The sequence below is a fragment of the Paraburkholderia sp. BR14374 genome (genome assembly GCF_040948685.1).
Lineage (GTDB): Bacteria > Pseudomonadota > Gammaproteobacteria > Burkholderiales > Burkholderiaceae > Paraburkholderia > Paraburkholderia youngii.
This window is the reverse complement of sequence record NZ_JBFPKF010000023.1, coordinates 45,435-65,410: the sequence shown is the minus strand read 5'-3', so window position 1 is coordinate 65,410 and position 19,976 is coordinate 45,435. Positions and strand designations below refer to the sequence as shown.

At 65.2% G+C, this 19,976-nt stretch carries 16 protein-coding genes, 1 pseudogene and 1 riboswitch; of the genes and pseudogenes, 14 read left to right on the top strand and 3 right to left on the bottom strand.

Features of this window, described 5'->3' with window-relative positions:
• Positions 1-62 precede the first annotated feature (62 nt).
• On the top strand, positions 63-320 hold the full coding sequence (locus tag AB3X86_RS33000; protein WP_368599194.1) for a hypothetical protein: 258 nt from the start codon (positions 63-65) through the stop codon (positions 318-320).
• A 91-nt stretch (positions 321-411) separates the two neighbouring features.
• On the opposite strand, the gene AB3X86_RS32995 is transcribed toward AB3X86_RS33000, so the two are convergent.
• Both AB3X86_RS32995 and AB3X86_RS32990 read right to left on the bottom strand, forming a co-directional pair.
• Positions 412-1,830, bottom strand: a complete 1,419-nt coding sequence (locus tag AB3X86_RS32995) for a coniferyl aldehyde dehydrogenase (protein WP_368599193.1) — start codon at positions 1,828-1,830, stop codon at positions 412-414.
• Positions 1,831-1,939: 109 nt separating this feature from the next.
• Positions 1,940-3,628: an isovaleryl-CoA dehydrogenase gene (locus AB3X86_RS32990; RefSeq protein ID WP_368599192.1), complete on the bottom strand. Its 1,689-nt coding sequence runs from the start codon at positions 3,626-3,628 to the stop codon at positions 1,940-1,942.
• Positions 3,629-3,944: 316 nt separating this feature from the next.
• On the opposite strand from AB3X86_RS32990, the gene AB3X86_RS32985 reads away from it, so the two are divergent.
• The gene (locus AB3X86_RS32985; protein ID WP_368599191.1) at positions 3,945-5,570 is read left to right on the top strand and encodes a GMC family oxidoreductase; all 1,626 of its coding nucleotides are present in this window, start codon (positions 3,945-3,947) and stop codon (positions 5,568-5,570) included.
• A 76-nt stretch (positions 5,571-5,646) separates the two neighbouring features.
• On the opposite strand, the gene AB3X86_RS32980 is transcribed toward AB3X86_RS32985, so the two are convergent.
• Positions 5,647-6,597 (bottom strand): LysR family transcriptional regulator, encoded by a 951-nt coding sequence (locus tag AB3X86_RS32980; protein WP_176110032.1) that lies wholly within the window; start codon positions 6,595-6,597, stop codon positions 5,647-5,649.
• Positions 6,598-6,709: 112 nt separating this feature from the next.
• Between AB3X86_RS32980 and AB3X86_RS32975 the strand changes: the two are divergent.
• From AB3X86_RS32975 to AB3X86_RS32920, 12 genes and pseudogenes are all read left to right on the top strand, one after another.
• Positions 6,710-7,199, top strand: a pseudogene (locus AB3X86_RS32975) (CidA/LrgA family protein).
• Positions 7,196-7,921: an LrgB family protein gene (locus tag AB3X86_RS32970; protein WP_176367737.1), complete on the top strand. Its 726-nt coding sequence runs from the start codon at positions 7,196-7,198 to the stop codon at positions 7,919-7,921. Before AB3X86_RS32975 ends, AB3X86_RS32970 begins: the two are co-directional and overlap by 4 nt.
• A gap of 62 nt (positions 7,922-7,983) precedes the next feature.
• Positions 7,984-8,118: riboswitch (S-adenosyl-L-homocysteine riboswitch) on the top strand.
• Between the two features lie 33 nt (positions 8,119-8,151).
• On the top strand, positions 8,152-9,570 hold the full coding sequence (ahcY, locus tag AB3X86_RS32965) for an adenosylhomocysteinase (protein WP_176110035.1): 1,419 nt from the start codon (positions 8,152-8,154) through the stop codon (positions 9,568-9,570).
• A 175-nt stretch (positions 9,571-9,745) separates the two neighbouring features.
• Positions 9,746-10,099 (top strand): phage holin family protein, encoded by a 354-nt coding sequence (locus AB3X86_RS32960; RefSeq protein WP_018432546.1) that lies wholly within the window; start codon positions 9,746-9,748, stop codon positions 10,097-10,099.
• Between the two features lie 11 nt (positions 10,100-10,110).
• Positions 10,111-10,941, top strand: a complete 831-nt coding sequence (metF, locus tag AB3X86_RS32955; RefSeq protein WP_176110677.1) for a methylenetetrahydrofolate reductase [NAD(P)H] — start codon at positions 10,111-10,113, stop codon at positions 10,939-10,941.
• Positions 10,942-11,114: 173 nt separating this feature from the next.
• A complete protein-coding gene (locus AB3X86_RS32950) occupies positions 11,115-12,758 on the top strand; it encodes an ABC transporter substrate-binding protein (protein ID WP_368599200.1) in 1,644 nt (547 codons plus the stop codon).
• Positions 12,759-12,961: 203 nt separating this feature from the next.
• Complete coding sequence (locus AB3X86_RS32945) at positions 12,962-14,593, top strand: ABC transporter substrate-binding protein (protein ID WP_368599190.1); 1,632 nt, start codon at positions 12,962-12,964, stop codon at positions 14,591-14,593.
• A gap of 141 nt (positions 14,594-14,734) precedes the next feature.
• Positions 14,735-15,745: an ABC transporter permease subunit gene (locus tag AB3X86_RS32940; RefSeq protein ID WP_176110037.1), complete on the top strand. Its 1,011-nt coding sequence runs from the start codon at positions 14,735-14,737 to the stop codon at positions 15,743-15,745.
• Positions 15,746-15,753: 8 nt separating this feature from the next.
• On the top strand, positions 15,754-16,671 hold the full coding sequence (locus AB3X86_RS32935) for an ABC transporter permease subunit (protein WP_368599189.1): 918 nt from the start codon (positions 15,754-15,756) through the stop codon (positions 16,669-16,671).
• Positions 16,672-16,673: 2 nt separating this feature from the next.
• Positions 16,674-17,678: an ABC transporter ATP-binding protein gene (locus AB3X86_RS32930; RefSeq protein WP_368599188.1), complete on the top strand. Its 1,005-nt coding sequence runs from the start codon at positions 16,674-16,676 to the stop codon at positions 17,676-17,678.
• A complete protein-coding gene (locus AB3X86_RS32925) occupies positions 17,675-18,694 on the top strand; it encodes a peptide ABC transporter ATP-binding protein (RefSeq protein WP_368599187.1) in 1,020 nt (339 codons plus the stop codon). Before AB3X86_RS32930 ends, AB3X86_RS32925 begins: the two co-directional genes overlap by 4 nt.
• Positions 18,687-19,946, top strand: coding sequence for a TraB/GumN family protein (locus AB3X86_RS32920; protein WP_368599186.1), 1,260 nt, complete (start codon positions 18,687-18,689; stop codon positions 19,944-19,946). Before AB3X86_RS32925 ends, AB3X86_RS32920 begins: the two co-directional genes overlap by 8 nt.
• Positions 19,947-19,976 lie beyond the last annotated feature (30 nt).

The window sequence follows — 19,976 nt, the reverse complement described above, 5'->3', positions numbered from 1 at the left end:
TACTGCGACGCAGACGGAAAGGCGGCATCGGCCCGCCTTTGCCGTCAGGGATCAACGCGTTCGTGCTTCGTCGCGAGAGCGCTCAAAGCCGCCAGACTGTCGCCTGCGCTTTGTGCCACGTCGTCGAGAAGGTCTGCCGCATCACGACGCGTGAGTCGCCGGTTCGGAAGGTCCTTCGCGTCGAGCCCCAGAGCGGTGAACAGTTCGTGATCGCAGTCATTGATGCGCCGGTGGCCTTCCCCGATATGGACCAGGACTTCCAGCAGCCGGCGCTGTTCGTGTCTTTCCTATGCGGTTACGGAAAGGTTCCTGATTATTGATTCGCAAATATGACGCGATATTCAAATTGCCGCCCTTGCCGTTCGCAAAGATGGAAAGCGGCCAAAGCCCTCACCCCGCCCAAGGTAAAAATCAAAACTTCATCATCAACTTCAACAACGCATTCACACGCCGACCGTAGGGCGGCGAGATCAACCCCCGCGCATTCAATCGCGCCTGCATGAGCACAGGCTTCATCTTGGAAAAAGTAACGAACCCCTCATACCCGTGGTACGCCCCCATCCCACTCGCCCCAACCCCGCCGAAAGGCAAACTCTCACAGGCAAGCTGCATCAGCGTCTCATTAACCGCCATGCCACCGGCAATAGTTTCGAGCGTGACACGCTCAATAGTCCGCGCATCGTCGGCATAGAGATAAAGCGCCAGCGGCCGCGGCCGCGCATTGATCCATGCGATCGCATCATCGAGCGTGTCGTACGGCACGAGCGGCAACAGCGGCCCAAAAATCTCCTCCTGCATCAGCGCGCATTCGTTCGGCGCGCCGGTCACGGCGATCAGCGGAAAGCGCCGGCTCGCGGCATCGGGCGTCGCGTCGGTCAGCGCATGCAACTGCGCACCGGCAGCCCGCGCTTCGTCGGCGAGACGTTCGAGCCGCTCGAAGTGCCGCGCCGAAATGATCGACGTGTAGTCCCGGTTCTGCGCGAAATTCGGGTACATCCTCGCCATTCGCACGCGCGCGCGTTCGATGAACGCCTGCTCCTTGCCGCGCGGCACCAGCACGTAGTCGGGCGCGATGCAGGTCTGCCCGGCGTTCAGCGTCTTGCCGGCGATCAGGTTGTCGACCGCGTTGTCGAAACGCGCATGCGCGCCGATCAGCGCCGGCGACTTGCCGCCGAGTTCGAGTGTGACCGGCGTCAGATGCTCGGCCGCCGCGCGCATCACTTCGTGGCCGACCTTCGTCGAGCCGGTGAACAGCAGATGATCGAACGGCTGCGCGCTGAACGCGGCCGCGAGCGCCGCGTCGCCGTTGACGACCGCGACGTGATTGCGCGCGAAGGTCTGGCCGATCAGCAACTCGAATAGCGCCGAGGTGCGCGGCGTCAGCTCGGACATCTTGATGATCGCGCGATTGCCGGCCGTCAGCGCGCTGATCAACGGCCCGACCGCGAGCAACACGGGGTAATTCCACGGCACGATGATGCCGACCACGCCGAGCGGCTGCGGCACCACCTTCGCGCGCGCCGGCAGCAGCCATTTGTTGGTGCGGCGGCGCTGCGCTTTCATCCACCGCTTGCCGTGACGCAGCGCGGCGTCGATCTCTTCCTTCACGAGCAGGAATTCGGCGAGCAGCACTTCTTCCTTCGCGCGATTGCCGAAGTCCGCGTGCATCGCATCGGCGAGCGCGTCGCGATTGTCGAGCATCAGCTTGCGCAACGCGCGCAGATGCGTCGCGCGCGTGTCCCACGACGGATACGGCGCGCGCAGATGCGCGTGACGTTGATCGCGCAGCAGCGCTTCGAGCGCGGCGACTCCCGCCAGATCATTCTTCATGTGAGTCCACTCCCTGATGGATGACGATGCGCGTCGAGCGCGCTTATTGGATTGAGCTTGGCGTCGGTATTGCGAGCGGAGCGCCCGGAGTTAGCGTGCCCCGCCGCGCTTAAGCGGGAAAGGCGCGCTCGATGATCGCCGCGTGATCGAACGTGGCCGGCAGCGTGCCGTACACACGGCCGCTTTCGCCACAGCCGTCGGCGACACGCGTCGCGATGAACGCGTCGGCGACCGCCGCGGGCGCGTGCTGGGCGAGCAGCGTCGCCTGGGCGAGCAGCACGATCTGCTGCGCGATACGTCGTGCCGACGCCTCGCGCTGTTCGGCTGGCCCGTTCAGCGTTGCGGTCAGACGCGCGAGCGCCGCCCCCAACGCCGGATGCGCGCGCGCGACGTCGTGCCAGGCGGCGAACAGCGCTTGCGCGGCTTGCGGCTCGCGCTCCATCGCGCGCAGCACGTCGAGGCACATCACGTTGCCCGAGCCTTCCCAGATCGAGTTGACCGGCGCCTCGCGATAGAAGCGCGCCATCGGCCCGGTTTCGACGTAGCCGTTGCCGCCCCACACTTCCATCGCCTCACCGGTGAATTCGAGCGCGCGCTTGCAGACCCAGTACTTCGCGGCCGGCGTAACGATGCGCCGCCACGCGCGTTCGGCCGATGAAGCCGACGACGCGTCGGCGGATTCCTCGAAGGCGCGCGCGAGACGCATGAACAGCACCGTCGCCGCTTCCGATTCGAGCGCGAGATCGGCAAGCACGTTGCGCATCAGCGGCTGCTCGGCAAGCTGCCGGCCGAACGCGCTGCGATGCCGCGCATGATGGATCGCCTGCACGAGCGCGGCGCGCATCAGCGCGGCGCTGCCGATCACGCAATCGAGCCGCGTGTAGTTCGCCATCTCGATGATGGTCGGCACGCCGCGTCCTTCGTCGCCGATCATCACGCCGTATGCGTCGAGAAATTCGACTTCGCTGCTTGCGTTGGAGCGGTTGCCGAGCTTGTCCTTCAGGCGCTGGATCTGCACCGCGTTCTTGCTGCCGTCCGGCGCGAAGCGCGGCACGAAGAAGCACGACAGTCCTTCGTGCGTGTCCGTACGCGCGAGCACCAGATGCGCGTCGCATTGCGGCGCGGAGAAAAACCACTTATGACCGATGAGCCCGTAGGCGCCGCCGCGCCCGCCGGCACCGTCGAGCGGATGCGCTCGCGTCTGGTTGCTGCGCACGTCGGAGCCGCCCTGTTTCTCGGTCATGCCCATGCCGATCATCATCGAGCGTTTCTGCGTGAGCGGCACGTCGCGCGGATCGTGCTCGCGCGTGTACAACTGCTCGCGCAGTGTGTCGAACAACGCGGACTCGCGCTGCAACACCGGAATGCTCGCGAAGGTCATCGTCAGCGGACACAGCGAGCCGGATTCGATCTGCGCATGCATGAAGTAGCCGGCGCAGCGCGCGGCCATCGCGCCGCTTCGGGGATCGGAAAACGGCAGCGCGTGCAGTCCTTCGCGGCGCAGCAGCACGAGCAGTTCGTGCCACGCGGGATGAAACTCGAGCGCGTCGATGCGCTCGCCGCGCGGACTATGCGTGACCAGCTCCGGCGTATGGCGGTTGGCGAGCTCGGCGAGCGCGAGCGTGTCGGGCGTCGTCAGCGCCGCGCCGTGTCGCAGCAGCGCCTCGCGATGCCAGCGCGCGCCGTCGCGATCGACGGCCGCGCTCAAGGCGGCGTCGCTCGCGAACAGGTTGTAGTCCGCGAGCGCCGGCGCCTGATTCGTCACCTCGTGAGTCTGGCCGAAGCCGTGCCGTTCCATCTGCTGTCTCCGTGCTTTCGCTATTGTGCGCCGCTTTGCCGACGGCATCCGCGATGTGTTTCGACGCATTTGTTCGGGCGCCGCGCGTGATGCCGGATGGGGGGAGAAAGGCGCGCGCCGCGCCGTGTTTGCGTGCCACGCGCGGCCCGTGCGCGCCTTTCATCATAGGGGCGCGATGCCGCCGGCGTTTAGAGGAATCGTTCTGTCAGTAAGCCGCCGCAGCCCCAATACGCTCCCTACAATGCGCATAAAGCACACGTAGACAAGTGTGCACGAGACAGGGTCCGCGAGCAACGCGGCCCATCAGGAGGAGCGCATGCAATACGACTACATCATCGTCGGTGCGGGCTCGGGTGGCTGCGCGCTCGCGAGCCGTCTCGCGGATAGCTGTCCCGACGCGACCATCGCGTTGATCGAAGCCGGTCCGCATACCGAGCGCAATCTGCTGGTGAACATGCCGGTCGGCGTCGCGGCCGTGGTGCCGAACCGGCTGAAGACCAACTACGGCTACCTGACCACGCCGCAGCCGGGGCTCGCCGGTCGCCAGGGCTATCAGCCGCGCGGCCGCGGTTTCGGCGGATCGAGCGCGATCAACGCGATGATCTATACGCGCGGCCATCCGCTCGATTACGACGAGTGGGCGCGGCTCGGCTGCGACGGCTGGTCGTGGGCCGAGGTGCTGCCGTATTTCCGCCGCGCCGAAGACAACGAGCGCGGCGCCGATGCGTGGCATGGCGAGGCCGGTCCGCTGACGGTGTCCGATCTGCGCTTCAAGAACCCGTTTTCAAAGCGCTTCGTGCAGGCCGCGCTCGAAGCGAGCTACAAGGCGAACGACGATTTCAACGGCGCGGACCAGGAAGGCATCGGTTTCTATCAGGTCACGCAGCGCGACGGACGCCGCTGCAGCGTTGCGCGCGCGTATATCTACGACCGGCCGCGCGCGAACCTGCACGCGATCGCCGATGCAACCGTGCTGCGCGTCGTGTTCGACGGCAAGCACGCGAGCGGAGTCGAGATCGCGCGCGGCGGCCGGATCGAAACGCTCGCCGCGCGTGCCGAGGTCGTGCTCGCCGCGGGCGCGTTCAACTCGCCGCAACTACTGATGTGCTCGGGTATCGGGCCGGCCGCGCATTTGCGCTCGCTCGGCATCGACGTGCTGCACGATGCACCCGAAGTCGGCCAGAACCTGACCGATCACATCGATTTCACGATCAACAAGCGGGTGAGGTCGATCGAGCCGGTCGGTTTCTCGGTGCGCGGCATCGCGCGGATGCTGCCGCAATTCGTCACGTTCATGCGGCACGAGCGCGGCATGCTGTCGAGCAACGTCGCCGAGGCGGGCGGGTTTCTGAAGACCCGGCCGACGCTCGAGCGGCCCGACCTGCAATTGCATTTCTGCGCGGCGATCGTCGACGATCACAACCGCAATATGCACTGGGGCCACGGCTATTCGCTGCACGTGTGCGTGCTGCGTCCGCATAGCCGCGGCTCCGTGACGCTCGCGAGCGCCGATGCGCGTGTCGCGCCGCTGATCGATCCGCGCTTTCTGAGCGATGCGCGCGACCTCGATCTGCTCGTCGAGGGCGCGAAGATCGCGCGGCGCATTCTCGACGCGCCGTCGCTCGCGCTTCATGGCGGCGAGGAGTTGTACACGCGGCCGGGGCAATCGGACGCCGAACTGCGCCAGACGATCGCCGAGCGCGCGGACACGATCTATCACCCGGTCGCGACCTGCCGGATGGGCGGCGACGCGCGCTCGGTCGTCGATCCGCAATTGCGCGTGCGCGGCGTAACGGGGTTGAGGATCGTCGATGCGTCGGTGATGCCGACACTGATAGGCGGCAACACCAATTCGCCGACGGTGATGATCGGCGAACGGGCGGCGGAGCTGATCGCGGCGAGCCGGCGACAGGGAGCGGGGTTGTCGGCGCAGGCGGTTTGATCGCCGCTGACGACGGATTCGAGAAACGCGGCGGCGCAATGCAACCGCCCGCCGCGCGTCACTCGTGCGCGGGTAGCTAAGCTTCGTCCGGCGCTGCGATTCCGTTGAAGCCGATTCCCGGTCCGAGCATGAAATCGTCGCTGACGTGCGTCGGGAGCGTCTCGCGGGCGACGTCGAGCCATGCGCGCGCCGCGTGCGACAGATAGCCGTTGCGGCGCCAGCCGATCGCCATTTCCCACGGGATCTCCGGTTCGACGACCGGGCGGCAGGTGAACTGCGCGGGGTCGAGCCGGCGGCAATAGGGCGCCGGCAGCAGCGCGATGCCGACGCCGGCCAGCACCAGCGCCGCCATGAAGTCCCAATGCCCGCTACGCCCGACGATAGCCGGCGCAAACCCCGCCGCGCGGCACGCGTTCAGCACGACGTCGTTCAACGCGAGGCTCTCGCCGTAAAACACGAACGGCTCGTTCGCGAGCTGCGCGAGCGGCACCTCGTTCAACGCATCCCAGCGCGAGCCGGTGCGCGCGACGAGCCACAGCAACTGGCGCGACATTGGCAGCACGTCGATGTTGTCGGGATCGACCGGCTGCAGCACCCCGCCGAGTTCCAGCTCGCCGTTGATCAGCGCGGCTTCGATCGCGCGCGAGCCCTGCTCGAACAGCTTCAGTTCGATCTTCGGATAGCGCTGGCGGAACGCGGCGATTGCGGGGGTGAAGAGCTCGCCGCCCATCGGCGGGATGCCGATTGCGAGTTCACCGCGCCCAAGGGTGTCGAGATCGTTCAGTTCGGCCTGCAGTTGCGCGTGCGCGGCGAGCACGTCCTGGCCGCGCTGATAGACGATCCGGCCGACGTCGGTCAGCACCATCTGACGGCCGTCGCGCAGCAGCAGCGGCGAGCCGATTTCATCTTCCAGCGACTTGACCATCTTGCTGATGGTCGGCTGCGTGACGAACATCTGCTCGGCGGCGACCGTGAAGCTCTGTTGACGGACTACTTCGACGAAATAGCGCAGCGCGCGGAGTTCCATGATCGCGGCCTCCAGAATTCCAGTTTGGAATGGTTCCGATGATTGTAAGTCATTTTGTTTATGGCGCGATGCGCCCCATACTGAATGCCTTCCGACTCAGCCAGGGAATGCCATGTCCACCCCAGTTTTCGCCCGTTCCGTGCCTCCCGCCGATGGCGGTTCGAGCGGCGGCGCGGGTGGCTTCGGCCGGGTTGCACGCATCGCCGTGCAAAGCGCCGCGATCGCCGTGCTGTGGATGGTCGCAGATTTCATCGCGCGCCGGCTGCATCTGCCGGTGCCGGGCGGCGTGCTCGGCCTTGTCGTGCTGCTCGCGCTGCTGTTCTGCGGCGGCGTCGCGCCGCGCTGGGTCAAGGCCGGCGCGGACTGGCTGCTGTCCGACATGCTGCTGTTCTTCATTCCGGCCGCGGTCGCCGCTGTGCAATACGGCGGCCTGTTCCGCGCGGACGGCTGGCGCCTCGCGCTGGTCGTGATCGCCGGCACGCTGATGGTGATGGTCGCGGTGGCGTTCGCCGTCGATCAGGCCGCGCGCGTCGAACGACGTTTCGCTGCGCCGGGTGCGGGTTGCGCGCGAGGCAGGCAGTCTGTCACGCGAGCGCCGATGAACCCGCACTTTTTCGCTTCGCTGCTGGCCGACGACGCCTCTCGCCTGATCGCGGCAGGCTGCCTCGTGCTGACGATCGCGCTGTATTTCGCGTCGAAGGCGTTGTATGCGCGCGTGCGCTCGCCGTGGCTCACGCCGATGCTGACCGTGCCGGCCGCGCTCGTTGCGATCGTCGCGCTCGCGCACATTCCGTATTCGCTGTACTTCGAGGACACGCGCTGGCTGATGTGGCTGCTCGGCCCCGCGACGGTCGCGTTCGCCGTGCCGATCTACGAGTACCGCGCACTGCTGAAGCGCCACTGGATCTCGCTGTCCGTCGGCGTGACGGTGGGCATTCTGGTCGGCGTCGGCGGCTCTCTGATGCTCGCGAAGCTGCTGCATCTGTCGCCGGAATTGCAGCGCAGCCTGATGACGCGCTCGGTGTCGACGCCGTTCGCGCTCGCCGTGTCCGACCGGATTCACGCGCCGAAGGACCTGAGCGCGCTGTTCGTGATCGCGACGGGCGTCTGCGGCATGCTGTTCGGCGAACTCGTGCTCGCGTTCATGCCGCTGCGCACGCGGCTCGCGCGCGGCGCGCTGTTCGGCGCGGCCGCGCACGGCGTCGGCACCGCCAAGGCACGCGAGATCGGCAGCGAGGAGGGCGTGGTGTCCAGCCTGACGATGATGATCGCCGGCGTCGCGATGGTGCTGCTCGCGCCGATGCTGGGACTGCTGCCGATCTGAACCAGCGCGCCACGCCATGCCGCGCACGCCGAAGTCATCTCGATTTGCTACAATCGCCGTTCGTCTTCGAGGAGCGTTGCGACGGGTACCGCGAATCCGCATTCGCCGGCCGCCCGCCAGGCTCGAAGGCTTCAATCGGCAGCATGGAATGCGCATCACGCGAATCCGTGCGTTGCCTCAAACCGCGCTCACGTCACATTTCTAGTCAATTTCTTAGAAAGGAGGGCGTGATGAACGCCGCAGTCATCGATTCCCAAAAGCAGGATTACGTTGTTGCCGACATGTCGCTCGCCGCTTGGGGCCGCAAGGAACTCACGATCGCCGAGACCGAAATGCCCGGCCTCATGCAAACGCGTGAAGAGTACAAGGCGCAGCAGCCGCTGAAGGGCGCGCGCGTCGCCGGCTCGCTGCACATGACGATCCAGACCGGCGTGCTGATCGAGACACTGACCGCGCTCGGCGCCGACGTGCGCTGGGCCTCGTGCAACATCTTCTCGACCCAGGACCATGCCGCTGCCGCGATCGCGCAGGCCGGCACGCCGGTGTTCGCGTTCAAGGGCGAATCGCTCGACGAATACTGGGAGTTCTCGCACCGCATCTTCGAATGGCCGAACGGCGAGTTCGCCAACATGATTCTCGACGACGGCGGCGACGCAACGCTGCTGCTGATCCTCGGCTCGAAGGCCGAAAAAGACCGCTCGGTGATCGCCAAGCCGACCAACGAGGAAGAGATCGCGCTGTACAAGTCGATCGCCGCGCACCTCGAGATCGACCCGACGTGGTATTCGAAGCGCCTCGCGGCGATCAAGGGCGTCACCGAAGAAACCACCACCGGCGTGCATCGTCTGTACCAGATGGAAAAGGAAGGCCGTCTGCCGTTCCCGGCCATCAACGTCAACGACTCGGTCACGAAGTCGAAGTTCGACAACCTGTACGGCTGCCGCGAGTCGCTCGTCGACGGCATCAAGCGCGCGACCGACGTGATGATCGCGGGCAAGATCGCGGTCGTGGCCGGTTACGGCGACGTGGGCAAGGGCTGCGCGCAATCGCTGCGCGGTCTGGGCGCGACCGTGTGGGTCACCGAAATCGATCCGATCTGCGCATTGCAAGCGGCGATGGAAGGCTACCGCGTCGTGACGATGGAATACGCGGCGGATAAAGCCGACATCTTCGTGACCGCGACCGGCAACTACCACGTGATCAACCACGATCACATGAAGGCGATGCGTCACAACGCGATCGTCTGCAACATCGGCCACTTCGACTCGGAAATCGACGTCGCGTCGACCCGTCAGTACCAGTGGGAAAACATCAAGCCGCAAGTCGACCACATCATTTTCCCGGACGGCAAGCGCGTGATCCTGCTGGCCGAAGGCCGTCTCGTGAACCTCGGCTGCGCGACGGGCCACCCGTCGTTCGTGATGTCGAACTCGTTCACGAACCAGACGCTCGCGCAGATCGAACTGTTCACGCAGGGCGCGAAGTACGAGAACAAGGTGTACGTGCTGCCGAAGCATCTCGACGAGAAGGTCGCGCGTTTGCACCTGGCGCGCATCGGCGCGAACCTGACCGTGCTGTCCGACGCGCAGGCCGGCTACATCGGCGTCGACAAGAACGGTCCGTTCAAGCCGAACCACTATCGCTACTAAGTAGGCGGCCGCCCGCGGGTTCGAGGCGCGCTTCGCGCGCCCGGCCAAGCGGACGGCGGTGAAAAGTTTGACGGTCTGATCTCGGGGCGGCGCGCAATGCGCCGCTTTGTTCGCCAGCGCCGCTTTTCATTTGCTGGACATCTTCCCCGCACAGGTGCTTACAAGGAGTTCTAACATGACCGTGCTGCTGACCTGGCTCATCAACGCGCTCGCGCTGCTGATCATCACCTACATCGTTCCGTCGATCCACATCCGTAGCTTCGGCACCGCGCTGATCGTCGCTATCGTGCTCGGTCTCATCAATGCGGTGATTCGGCCGGTACTGATCCTGCTGACGCTGCCCGTCACGATCCTCACGCTCGGACTCTTCATTCTGGTCGTCAATGCGCTGTGCTTCTGGCTGGCCTCGTCGCTGTTGAAGGGCTTCGAGGTGTCGGGCTTCTGGTCGGCGTTCTTCGGCTCGATCCTGTACAGCATCGTGTCGTGGCTACTGTCCGCGCTCATTTTCGGCAACCGCAGTCTCGGTTGACCTTATTGACTATGAATCCGATCGAACTCTCATTCGAATTCTTCCCGCCGAAAACGCAGGAAGGCATCGACAAACTGCGCGCGACCCGCGCGCAACTCGTGTCGCTCAAGCCGAAGTTCGTGTCCGTCACGTTCGGCGCCGGCGGCTCGACCCAGCAAGGCACGCTCGATACCGTCATCGACATGGCGAAGGAAGGGCTCGAGGCGGCGCCGCACCTGTCGTGCATCGGCTCGTCGAAGGAAAGCCTGCGCGCGATTCTTAACGAGTACCGCGCGCACGGCATCCGCCATATCGTCGCGCTGCGCGGCGATCTGCCCTCGGGCATGGGCGCGGTCGGCGAGCTGCGCTATGCGTCGGAGCTCGTCAGCTTCATCCGCGCCGAGTTCGGCGACTGGTTCTGGATCGAGGTGGCCGGCTATCCGGAATACCATCCGCAGTCGCGTTCGCCGCGTCACGATCTGGAGAATTTCGCACGCAAGGTGAAAGCCGGCGCGAACTCGGCGATCACGCAGTACTTCTTCAACGCGGACGCGTACTTCCGTTTCGTCGACGATGCGCGCCAGCTCGGCGTCGACGTGCCGATCGTGCCTGGCATCATGCCGATCACGAACTTCTCGCAGCTGATGCGCTTCTCCGAAATGTGCGGCGCCGAAGTGCCGCGCTGGATCGCGCGCCGGCTCGAGAGCTTCGGCGACGACCGCGAGTCGATCCGCGCGTTCGGGCTCGACGTGGTGACGGATCTGTGTCAACGGCTCGTCGACGCGAAGGTGCCGGGTCTGCACTTCTATACGCTGAACGCGGCCACCTCGACCAAGGCGATCTGCGAACGGCTCGCCGTTTAATGGCCATGCCCGCGCGGCTGCAACGGCCGCGCGGTCCCCGCCAGTCCGGCGTGGGTCTCGAATTTGTCCCAAATAGCGTGGTAAGTCCCTGTTGAAGCTCATTTTTGGGCTGTCTATCATCGAAAAGCAGCTACCCCGGCTGCTGTGCGGAGGACGATATGACAGTGACAAGAATGACTGCGGCACACCGACTGTTCGCGCTTCACCAGTTCTGCCTGCCGGCTCTCGCCGCGCTCGCGGTCGCCACCAGCGGCCTCGCGCCCGCCGCGTCGCAGGCGGCCTCGCTGCCCGACAAGACGCTGATTTTCTGCTCCGAAGGCAGCCCGGCGGGCTTCGATACCGCGCAATACACGACCAGCGTCGAGTTCAGCGCCGGCTCGTACACGGTCTATAACCGGCTGGTCGAATTTGCGCATGGCAGCACGGACATCGAACCGGGACTCGCCGAAAAGTGGGACGTGTCGCCCGACGGCCTCACCTATACGTTCCATCTGCGCCGCGGCGTCAAATTCCAGACCACGTCGTATTTCAAGCCGACCCGCGAATTCAACGCGGACGACGTCGTGTTCACCTTCGAGCGCATGCTCGATCCCGAGAATCCGTTCCGCAAGGCGTATCCGGTCAATTTTCCGTACTTCAACGACCTCGGTCTCGCGAAGAACATCGCCAAAATCGAGAAGGTCGATCCGTACACGGTGCGCTTCACGCTGAAGGAAGTCGACGCGCCGTTCCTGCAGCAGATCGCAATGCCGTTCGCATCGATCCTGTCGGCTGAATACACGGATCAGCTGCTGAAGGCGGGCAAGGCGTCCGACATCAACCAGTACCCGGTCGGCACCGGTCCGTTCATCTTCCGCAGCTATACGAAGGACGACACGATCCGCTTCGACGGCAATCCCGACTACTGGAAGCCGGGCGTCGCGAAGGTCGGCAAGCTGATCTTCGCGATCACCGTCGATCCGGCCGTGCGCCTGCAAAAGCTGAAGCGCGGCGAATGTCAGGTGATGTCGTATCCGCGCCCGGCCGACATTCCGACCGTGAAGGCCGATGGCTCGCTCGCGATGCCGAGCGAAGTGGGCTTCAACCTCGGCTATATCGCGTACAACACGAGCAAAAAGCCGCTCGACAACGTGCTCGTGCGCCGCGCGCTCGACATGTCGGTCAACAAGAAGGCGATCATCGAAGCGGTCTACCAGGGTGCGGGCCAGCTCGCGACCAACCCGATGCCGCCGACGCAATGGGGCTACGACAAGAGCCTGAAGGACGCGCCGTACGACGTCGACAAAGCGAAAGCGCTGCTGAAGGAGGCCGGCTACCCCGACGGCTTCGAGCTGACGCTGTGGGCGATGCCGGTGCAGCGCCCGTATAACCCGAACGCGCGCCTGATGGCCGAAATGCTGCAGTCTGACTGGGCGAAGATCGGCGTCAAGGTGAATATCGCCACGTACGAGTGGGGCGAGTACATCCGCCGCGCGCACGCCGGCGAGCATCAGGCGATGCTGATCGGATGGACGGGTGACTACGGCGACCCCGACAACTGGCTCGGCGTGTTGCTCGGCTGCGACGCGGTCAACGGCAGCAACTTCTCGAAGTGGTGCTACAAGCCTTACGACGATCTGATCAAGCAGGGCCGCAGCACCACCAGGATGCCCGATCGGCTGAAGGCCTACACTCAGGCTCAGGAAATCTTCAAGGACCAGGTGCCGTTCACGCCGATCGCGCATTCGACCGTGTATCAGCCGATCAGCAAGAACGTGACGGGCTTCAAGATCGATCCGTTCGGACCGACGCAATTCCTGGAGGTCGGGGTGAAGTAAGCGGACGCGGCGCGCTTTTTGCGCCGCTTTCGTCGCCGGGCGGCTCGAACGGGCCGTCCGGCCCGCGACAGTACCGCGGCAAAACGTTTGCACGAAGTGTTTCCTATCGTCAACAGAGGGATTTTGCTCCGCTTGGTGGCCGGCCCAAGCTCAAGTAATATCCCGCTACGCCGGCGCAAGCCGGCCCTGAACCTGGAGGAAACATGAAGCAAAACAGTCTGTTGCGCGTCGCGCGCGTGTCTACGCTCGTCGCAGCCGCAGCGGCATCCCTGCTTGGCGTCACGAGCGCGCAGGCCGCTGGGATTCCGAACAAAACCCTCGTCTACTGCTCGGAAGGCAGTCCCGCGGGTTTCGATCCGGCCCAATACACGACGGGCGTCGACTTCACGGCCAACACGTTCACCGTCTATAACCGCCTCGTCGAATTCGAGCGCGGCGGCACCAAGGTCGAGCCCGGCCTCGCCGAGAAGTGGGACGTGTCGCCCGATGGCAAGACCTATACGTTCCATCTGCGTCACGGCGTGAAGTTCCAGACCACCTCGTTCTTCAAGCCGACGCGCGAATTCAACGCGGACGACGTGGTGTTCTCGTTCCAGCGCATGCTCGACCCGAACCAGCCGTTCCGCAAGGCGTATCCGGTGCAGTTCCCGTACTTCACCGACATGGGCCTCGACAAGCTGATCACGGGCGTCGAGAAGGTCGACCCGTACACGGTCAAGTTCACGCTGAAAGAAGTCAACGCGCCGTTCATCCAGAATCTGGCGATGGAATACGCGTCGATCCTGTCGGCCGAATATGCGGATCAACTGCTGAAGGCAGGCAAGGCCGCCGACATCAATCAGTTCCCGGTCGGCACCGGTCCGTTCATCTTCCGCAGCTACACGAAGGACGCGACGATCCGCTTCGACGGCAATCCGGAATACTGGAAGCCGAACGCGGTGAAGATCTCGAAGCTGATCTTCTCGATCACGCCGGACGCCGGCGTGCGCGTGCAGAAGATCAAGCGCGACGAATGCCAGGTGATGAGCTATCCGCGCCCGGCCGACATCGCGCCGCTGAAGACCGAGCCGAATATCGACATGCCGTCGCAGCCGGGCTTCAACCTCGGCTACCTCGCTTACAACGTGACGCACAAGCCGGTCGACAAGCTCGAAGTGCGTCAGGCGCTCGACATGGCGATCAACAAGAAGGCGATCATCGACTCGGTCTACCAGGGCGCGGGCCAGCTCGCGACGAACCCGATGCCGCCGACGCAATGGTCGTTCGTCAAGAACCTGCCGGCCGCCTCGTACGATCCGGCCAAGGCGAAGGATCTGCTGGCGAAGGCGGGCTACCCGAACGGCTTCGACCTCACGCTGTGGGCAATGCCCGTGCAGCGCGCGTACAACCCGAACGCGCGTCTGATGGCGGAAATGATCCAGGCGGACTGGGCGAAGATCGGCGTGAAAGCCAAGATCGTCACGTACGAGTGGGGTGAGTACATCAAGCGCGCGCACGCGGGCGAACAGGACTCGATGCTGATCGGCTGGACCGGCGACAACGGCGATCCGGACAACTGGCTCGGCACGCTGCTCGGTTGCGAGGCGGTCAACGGCAACAACTTCTCGAAGTGGTGCTACAAGCCGTTCGACGAGCTGATCCAGAAGGGCCGCACGACCTCGGACGTGGCGGCGCGCACGAAGATCTACGGCGACGCGCAGCATATCTTCGCGCAGGAACTGCCGTTCTCGCCGGTCGCCCACTCGACCGTCTATCAGCCGGTCAGCAAGAAAGTGGTCGACATGCGCATCGAACCGCTTGGCTACGCGCGCTTCGACGGCGTCAGCATCAAGTAATTCGTAAAGTTCGCACAGTACGCCGCAATACAGTACGCTTTTCGCACGGTTAGAAAACTGGTCGAAATGGTCCGGCGACCGGGGTCACGAGCCCTCGTCGCCGGTTGCGTTTTTTCATCACCAGTACCATAGGAGCGAACCATGTTCCGCTTCGTTTTGCGCCGCATCGGCATGGTGATACCGACGTTCATCGGCATCACGATCCTCGCGTTCGCGCTGATTCACCTGATCCCGGGCGACCCCATCGAAGTGATGATGGGCGAGCGCGGCGTCGATCCGGCCATGCATGCGGCCGCGATGCACCGCCTCGGGCTCGACGAGCCCCTGCCAATCCAGTACTTCCACTACATCGGCCGCGCCCTGCACGGCAACCTCGGCACCTCGATCATCACCAACACCAGCGTGATGGGCGAATTCCTCGCGCGCTTTCCCGCCACGGTCGAACTGTCGTTCTGCGCAATGCTGTTCGCGCTGATCGTCGGCCTGCCGGCGGGCGTGTTCGCGGCGCTGAGGCGCGGCACGGTGGTCGATCACGGCGTGATGGGCACCGCGCTGACCGGCTACTCGATGCCGATCTTCTGGTGGGGCTTGATCCTCATCATGGTGTTCTCGGTCAAGCTCGGCTTGACGCCGGTGTCGGGCCGCATCGCGGTCGAATACGACATCCCGCACGTGACCGGCTTCATGCTGATCGACTCGCTGATGTCCACCGACGAAGGCGCGTTCACGTCCGCGCTCAGTCACCTGATCCTCCCCGCGATCGTGCTCGGCACGATTCCGCTCGCGGTCGTCGCGCGCATGACGCGCTCGTCGATGCTCGAAGTGCTCCGCGAGGACTACATCCGCACCGCGCGCGCGAAGGGGCTGTCGCCGGGACGCGTGATCGTCGTGCATGCGCTGCGCAATGCGCTGATTCCGGTCGTCACCGTAATTGGTTTGCAGGTCGGCACGCTGCTTGCGGGCGCGGTGCTGACCGAAACGCTGTTTTCATGGCCGGGCATCGGCAAGTGGCTGATCGATGCGATCGGCCGGCGCGATTATCCGGTCGTGCAGGGCGGTATCCTGCTGATCGCGACGCTGGTGATCGTCGTGAACCTCGTCGTCGATCTGCTGTACGGCGTGCTCAACCCGCGCATTCGCCATACGAGGTAATCACGACCATGGCTGACATTCAAAACACCGTCCCCCAGGCGGTCACCCCACCGAGCGGCCGCGCCATCGCGGCACGCGAATTCTGGGCGAACTTCTCGCGCAACCGCGGCGCGGTCAGCGCGGGCATCATCGTGCTGGTGCTGATCTTCATCGCGATCTTCGCGCCGCTGATCGCGCCGCATAGCCCGATCGAGCAGTACCGCGATTCGGTCAAGATTCCGCCCGCGTGGCTCGACGGCGGCAACTGGAAGTTCATTCTCGGCACCGACGAAGCGGGCCGCGACATCCTCTCGCGTCTGATGTACGGCGCGCGGTTGTCGTTCTGGATCGGCTTCGTGTCGGTGGTGCTCGCGCTGATTCCGGGCATCGTGCTCGGGCTCATCGCCGCGTTCTTCGAGAAATGGGCCGACACGCCGATCATGCGCATCATGGACGTGCTGCTCGCGCTGCCGTCGCTGTTGCTCGCGGTCGCGGTGGTCGCGATCATCGGTCCGGGTCTCGTCAACACCATGCTCGCGATCGCGATCGTCGCGCTGCCGGGCTATGTGCGTCTCACGCGCGCGTCCGCGCAGGGCGAGTTGCAGAAGGAATATGTGACCGCTTCGCGCGTGGCGGGTGCGAGCACGTTGCGGCTGATGTTCTCGCAGGTGCTGCCGAACTGCACCGCGCCGCTGATCGTGCAGGCCACTCTAGGCTTTTCGTCGGCGATTCTCGATGCCGCCGCGCTCGGCTTCCTCGGCCTCGGCGTGCAGCCGCCGTCGGCGGAGTGGGGCGCGATGCTTGCGTCGGCGCGCGATTACATCGACAGCGCATGGTGGATCGTCACGATGCCGGGCCTCTCCATCCTGATCTCGGTGCTTGCGATCAACCTGCTCGGCGACGGGCTGCGCGACGCGCTCGACCCCAAACTGAAACGGATGGCCTGAACATGAGCAATCTACTGACCATCCGCAATCTCGCGGTCAACTTCGGCGGCCTGCCCGCGGTCGACCGCATCAATCTGGACGTCGCACCGGGCGAAGTGCTTGGCGTGGTCGGCGAATCGGGCTCGGGCAAGAGCGTGACGATGATGGCGCTGATGGGCCTGATCGACGCGCCCGGCAAGGTCACCGCCGACGAAATCACGTTCGACGGCAAGAACCTGCTGAACGCCTCCGCGAAGGAACGCCGCAAGATCATCGGCAAGGACATCGCGATGGTGTTCCAGGACGCGCTGACGAGCCTGAACCCGAGCTACACGGTCGGCTATCAGATCAAGGAAGTGCTGAAGCTGCACGAAGGCTTGCGCGGCAGCGCGCTCGACAAACGCGCACTCGAACTGCTCGATCAGGTCGGCATTCCCGATGCGAAGAACCGCATCGGCGCGTTTCCGCATCAGATGTCAGGCGGCATGAACCAGCGCGTGATGATCGCGATGGCGATCGCCTGCAACCCGAAGCTGCTGATCGCCGACGAGCCGACCACCGCGCTCGACGTGACGATCCAGGCGCAGATCATGGAACTGCTGATGCGCCTGCAGAAGGAACGCGGCATGGCGCTCGTGCTGATTTCTCACGATCTGGCGGTGGTGTCCGAGGTCGCGCAGCGCGTCGCCGTGATGTACGCGGGCGAGGTGATCGAGACGAATAAGGTGCCCGACATCTTTGCCGCGCCTCATCATCCGTACACGGAAGCGCTGCTGGCCGCGATTCCCGAGCACAACGTGGGCGCGGTGCGGCTCGCGGCGCTGCCGGGCATGGTGCCGGGCCGCGACGACCGGCCCAAGGGCTGCCTGTTCGCGCCGCGCTGCAAGTACGTGGTCGACGACTGCATGAAGGCGCGCCCCGCGCTCGCCGCGCTGCCCGCCCATGCGGAATTCACGCGCGTGCGCTGCATCAAGCCGCTGAACCTCGAGAAGGACGCCAACGTTCACACGCAAGGAGGCGCCCGATGAGCGCAGCACCCGAACCCCGTCGCCAGTCGGATCGTCCTGGCGATCACGTGCTCGTCGCCGACCAGCTCGCGCGCTACTACACGGTCAAGCGCGGCATGTTCGCGCACGGCACGGTGAAGGCGCTGAACGGCGTGTCGTTCGCGCTCGAACGCGGCAAGACGCTGGCGGTGGTCGGCGAGTCCGGCTGCGGCAAGTCGACGCTCGCGCGTCAGCTGACGATGATCGAAACGCCGAGCGCGGGCCGCCTGCTGATCGATGGCGAGGACGTGGCCGGCGCGAATCACGAGAAGATCGCCGCGCTCAGGCGGCGCGTGCAGATGGTGTTCCAGAACCCGTTTGCGTCGCTCAATCCGCGCAAGACCGTCGAGCAAACGCTCGGCGAACCGCTCGCGATCAACACGCAGATGAGCGCGACCGAGCGCGCCGAGCGCATCGCGCAGATGATGCGCACGGTCGGCCTGCGGCCCGAGCACGCGAAGCGCTATCCGCACATGTTCTCCGGCGGCCAGCGTCAACGCGTCGCGATCGCGCGCGCGATGATCCTCGATCCGCAGATCGTCGTCGCCGACGAACCGGTGTCCGCGCTCGACGTGTCGATCCAGGCGCAGATCCTGAACCTGTTCATGGACCTGCAGGATGAGTTCAAGACGAGCTACGTGTTCATCTCGCACAACCTGTCGGTGGTGGAGCATATCGCCGACGACGTGATGGTCATGTACTTCGGTGGCGTCGCCGAGCTCGGCGACAAGAAGCGCATCTTCTCGCACCCGCGCCATCCGTACACGCGCGCGCTGATGTCGGCGACCCCGTCGATCTTCGAGGCGGACCGCACGATCAAGATCAAGCTGCAAGGCGAGATGCCGTCGCCGCTGAATCCGCCGTCGGGCTGCACGTTCCATCAGCGCTGCCCGTACGTGATCGATCGTTGCCGCAGCGAGGTGCCGAAGCTGCGTGAAGTGGATGGGCGCCTCGTCTCCTGTCACCGCGCCGAAGAGGTGGGGGACGTGGATGCCTGATGGGGTGGCGGCGCGTCGTCTTGCGCGCCGCTTGTGTGAGGGCGGCTTGATAGCCGGCTTCGCGCGGCGCCGCGGGGCGCGTGCGTCGGGAGGCGCCGCGCCCTGCGGCGCATTTGCTGGAAGCTTCTTCAGCGAGTTTTTTCGCACGTTTTTCTGCGCGGTTGTCGATGCGCTCGCGCGCGCCTTTTGCTCCGTAGTTCTTCCCGCGTCGCTGTCCGCTTTTTTGCGCGTAGGCTGCGCGCTGTCGGTCGGCGCGGCCGTGCCCGGCATCGCTGACGCAGCCGGCGCGGCGGCCAATACGCCAGCCCCCGCGGCCCAGGCGGCCCGACCGGCGGTTAATGTGCCAGCCACGCCACCGCCGTCGATTGCGCCGCCCCCGGTTCCTGGCACCACCGCGAGCGGACCGGTGCGTCAGCAACCGGCGCGCATGCCGTTCTATGTCGCGACGCGCGGCAATATCACCATCTATGTGCTCGGCACGCTGCACGTCGGCGATCCGGCCGACTATCCGGCAGCGCAGCCGTTCCGCGCGCCGATCCTCGCGGCGCTCGCCGCGTCGCCGACACTCGCGCTCGAACTGTCGCCCGACGAACTGCTGGTGTCGCAGGACGACGTCTCCAAGTACGGCGTGTGCAAGCACGACTGCCTGCCGGGCCTGCTGCCCGAGCCGCTGTGGCACAAGCTCGCGCTGCGGCTGCGCGGCAACCCGGCCGCGCTCGATGCGATCAAGAAGATGCGGCCGTGGCTTGCGTCGCTGGTGGTCGAGACCTACGACTCGCTGTCAGCGGGTCTGCAAACTGAGTACGGTACCGAAGCGCAATTGCAGAACGTGTATCTGAAGACGCGCGGCAAGATCGTCGGACTCGAAACGCTCGCCCAGCAGATGCGTTCGTTCACCGGACTGTCGGCCGCGCAGCAGCGTGAGATGCTCGCACAGGACCTGGTGCAGACGCCGGCGCAGAACGTCCAGGACGTGCGCACGCTGCATCGGCTATGGCAGGTCGGCGATGCCGATGCGATCGCCGCGTGGCAGGCCGCCAAATCGGAGAAGCTCGCGCGCGATCCCCGCATCTCCGATTCGATCGACAACCGGATCGTCTACGAGCGCAATCGCCGCTTCGTCGCGAAGATGCTGCAGCTCGCCGCGCCGAACAAGCCGCTGTTCGTCGCGATCGGCGCGCTCCATCTGGGTGGACCGAAGGGCGTGCTGCAGCTGTTGCGGCAGCACGGCTTCGTGGTGGAGGCGGGGTGAGCGACGCAAGACCGCTCGCGTCTTTTCACG

Coding starts and splice junctions, on each gene's coding strand:
- AB3X86_RS32995 (WP_368599193.1), bottom strand. CDS start 1,830: ATGAAGAATGATCTGGCGGGAGTCGCCGCGCTCGAAGCGCTGCTGCGC.
- AB3X86_RS32990 (WP_368599192.1), bottom strand. CDS start 3,628: ATGGAACGGCACGGCTTCGGCCAGACTCACGAGGTGACGAATCAGGCG.
- AB3X86_RS32985 (WP_368599191.1), top strand. CDS start 3,945: ATGCAATACGACTACATCATCGTCGGTGCGGGCTCGGGTGGCTGCGCG.
- AB3X86_RS32980 (WP_176110032.1), bottom strand. CDS start 6,597: ATGGAACTCCGCGCGCTGCGCTATTTCGTCGAAGTAGTCCGTCAACAG.
- AB3X86_RS32970 (WP_176367737.1), top strand. CDS start 7,196: ATGAACCCGCACTTTTTCGCTTCGCTGCTGGCCGACGACGCCTCTCGC.
- ahcY (WP_176110035.1), top strand. CDS start 8,152: ATGAACGCCGCAGTCATCGATTCCCAAAAGCAGGATTACGTTGTTGCC.
- AB3X86_RS32960 (WP_018432546.1), top strand. CDS start 9,746: ATGACCGTGCTGCTGACCTGGCTCATCAACGCGCTCGCGCTGCTGATC.
- metF (WP_176110677.1), top strand. CDS start 10,111: ATGAATCCGATCGAACTCTCATTCGAATTCTTCCCGCCGAAAACGCAG.
- AB3X86_RS32950 (WP_368599200.1), top strand. CDS start 11,115: ATGACTGCGGCACACCGACTGTTCGCGCTTCACCAGTTCTGCCTGCCG.
- AB3X86_RS32945 (WP_368599190.1), top strand. CDS start 12,962: ATGAAGCAAAACAGTCTGTTGCGCGTCGCGCGCGTGTCTACGCTCGTC.
- AB3X86_RS32940 (WP_176110037.1), top strand. CDS start 14,735: ATGTTCCGCTTCGTTTTGCGCCGCATCGGCATGGTGATACCGACGTTC.
- AB3X86_RS32935 (WP_368599189.1), top strand. CDS start 15,754: ATGGCTGACATTCAAAACACCGTCCCCCAGGCGGTCACCCCACCGAGC.
- AB3X86_RS32930 (WP_368599188.1), top strand. CDS start 16,674: ATGAGCAATCTACTGACCATCCGCAATCTCGCGGTCAACTTCGGCGGC.
- AB3X86_RS32925 (WP_368599187.1), top strand. CDS start 17,675: ATGAGCGCAGCACCCGAACCCCGTCGCCAGTCGGATCGTCCTGGCGAT.
- AB3X86_RS32920 (WP_368599186.1), top strand. CDS start 18,687: ATGCCTGATGGGGTGGCGGCGCGTCGTCTTGCGCGCCGCTTGTGTGAG.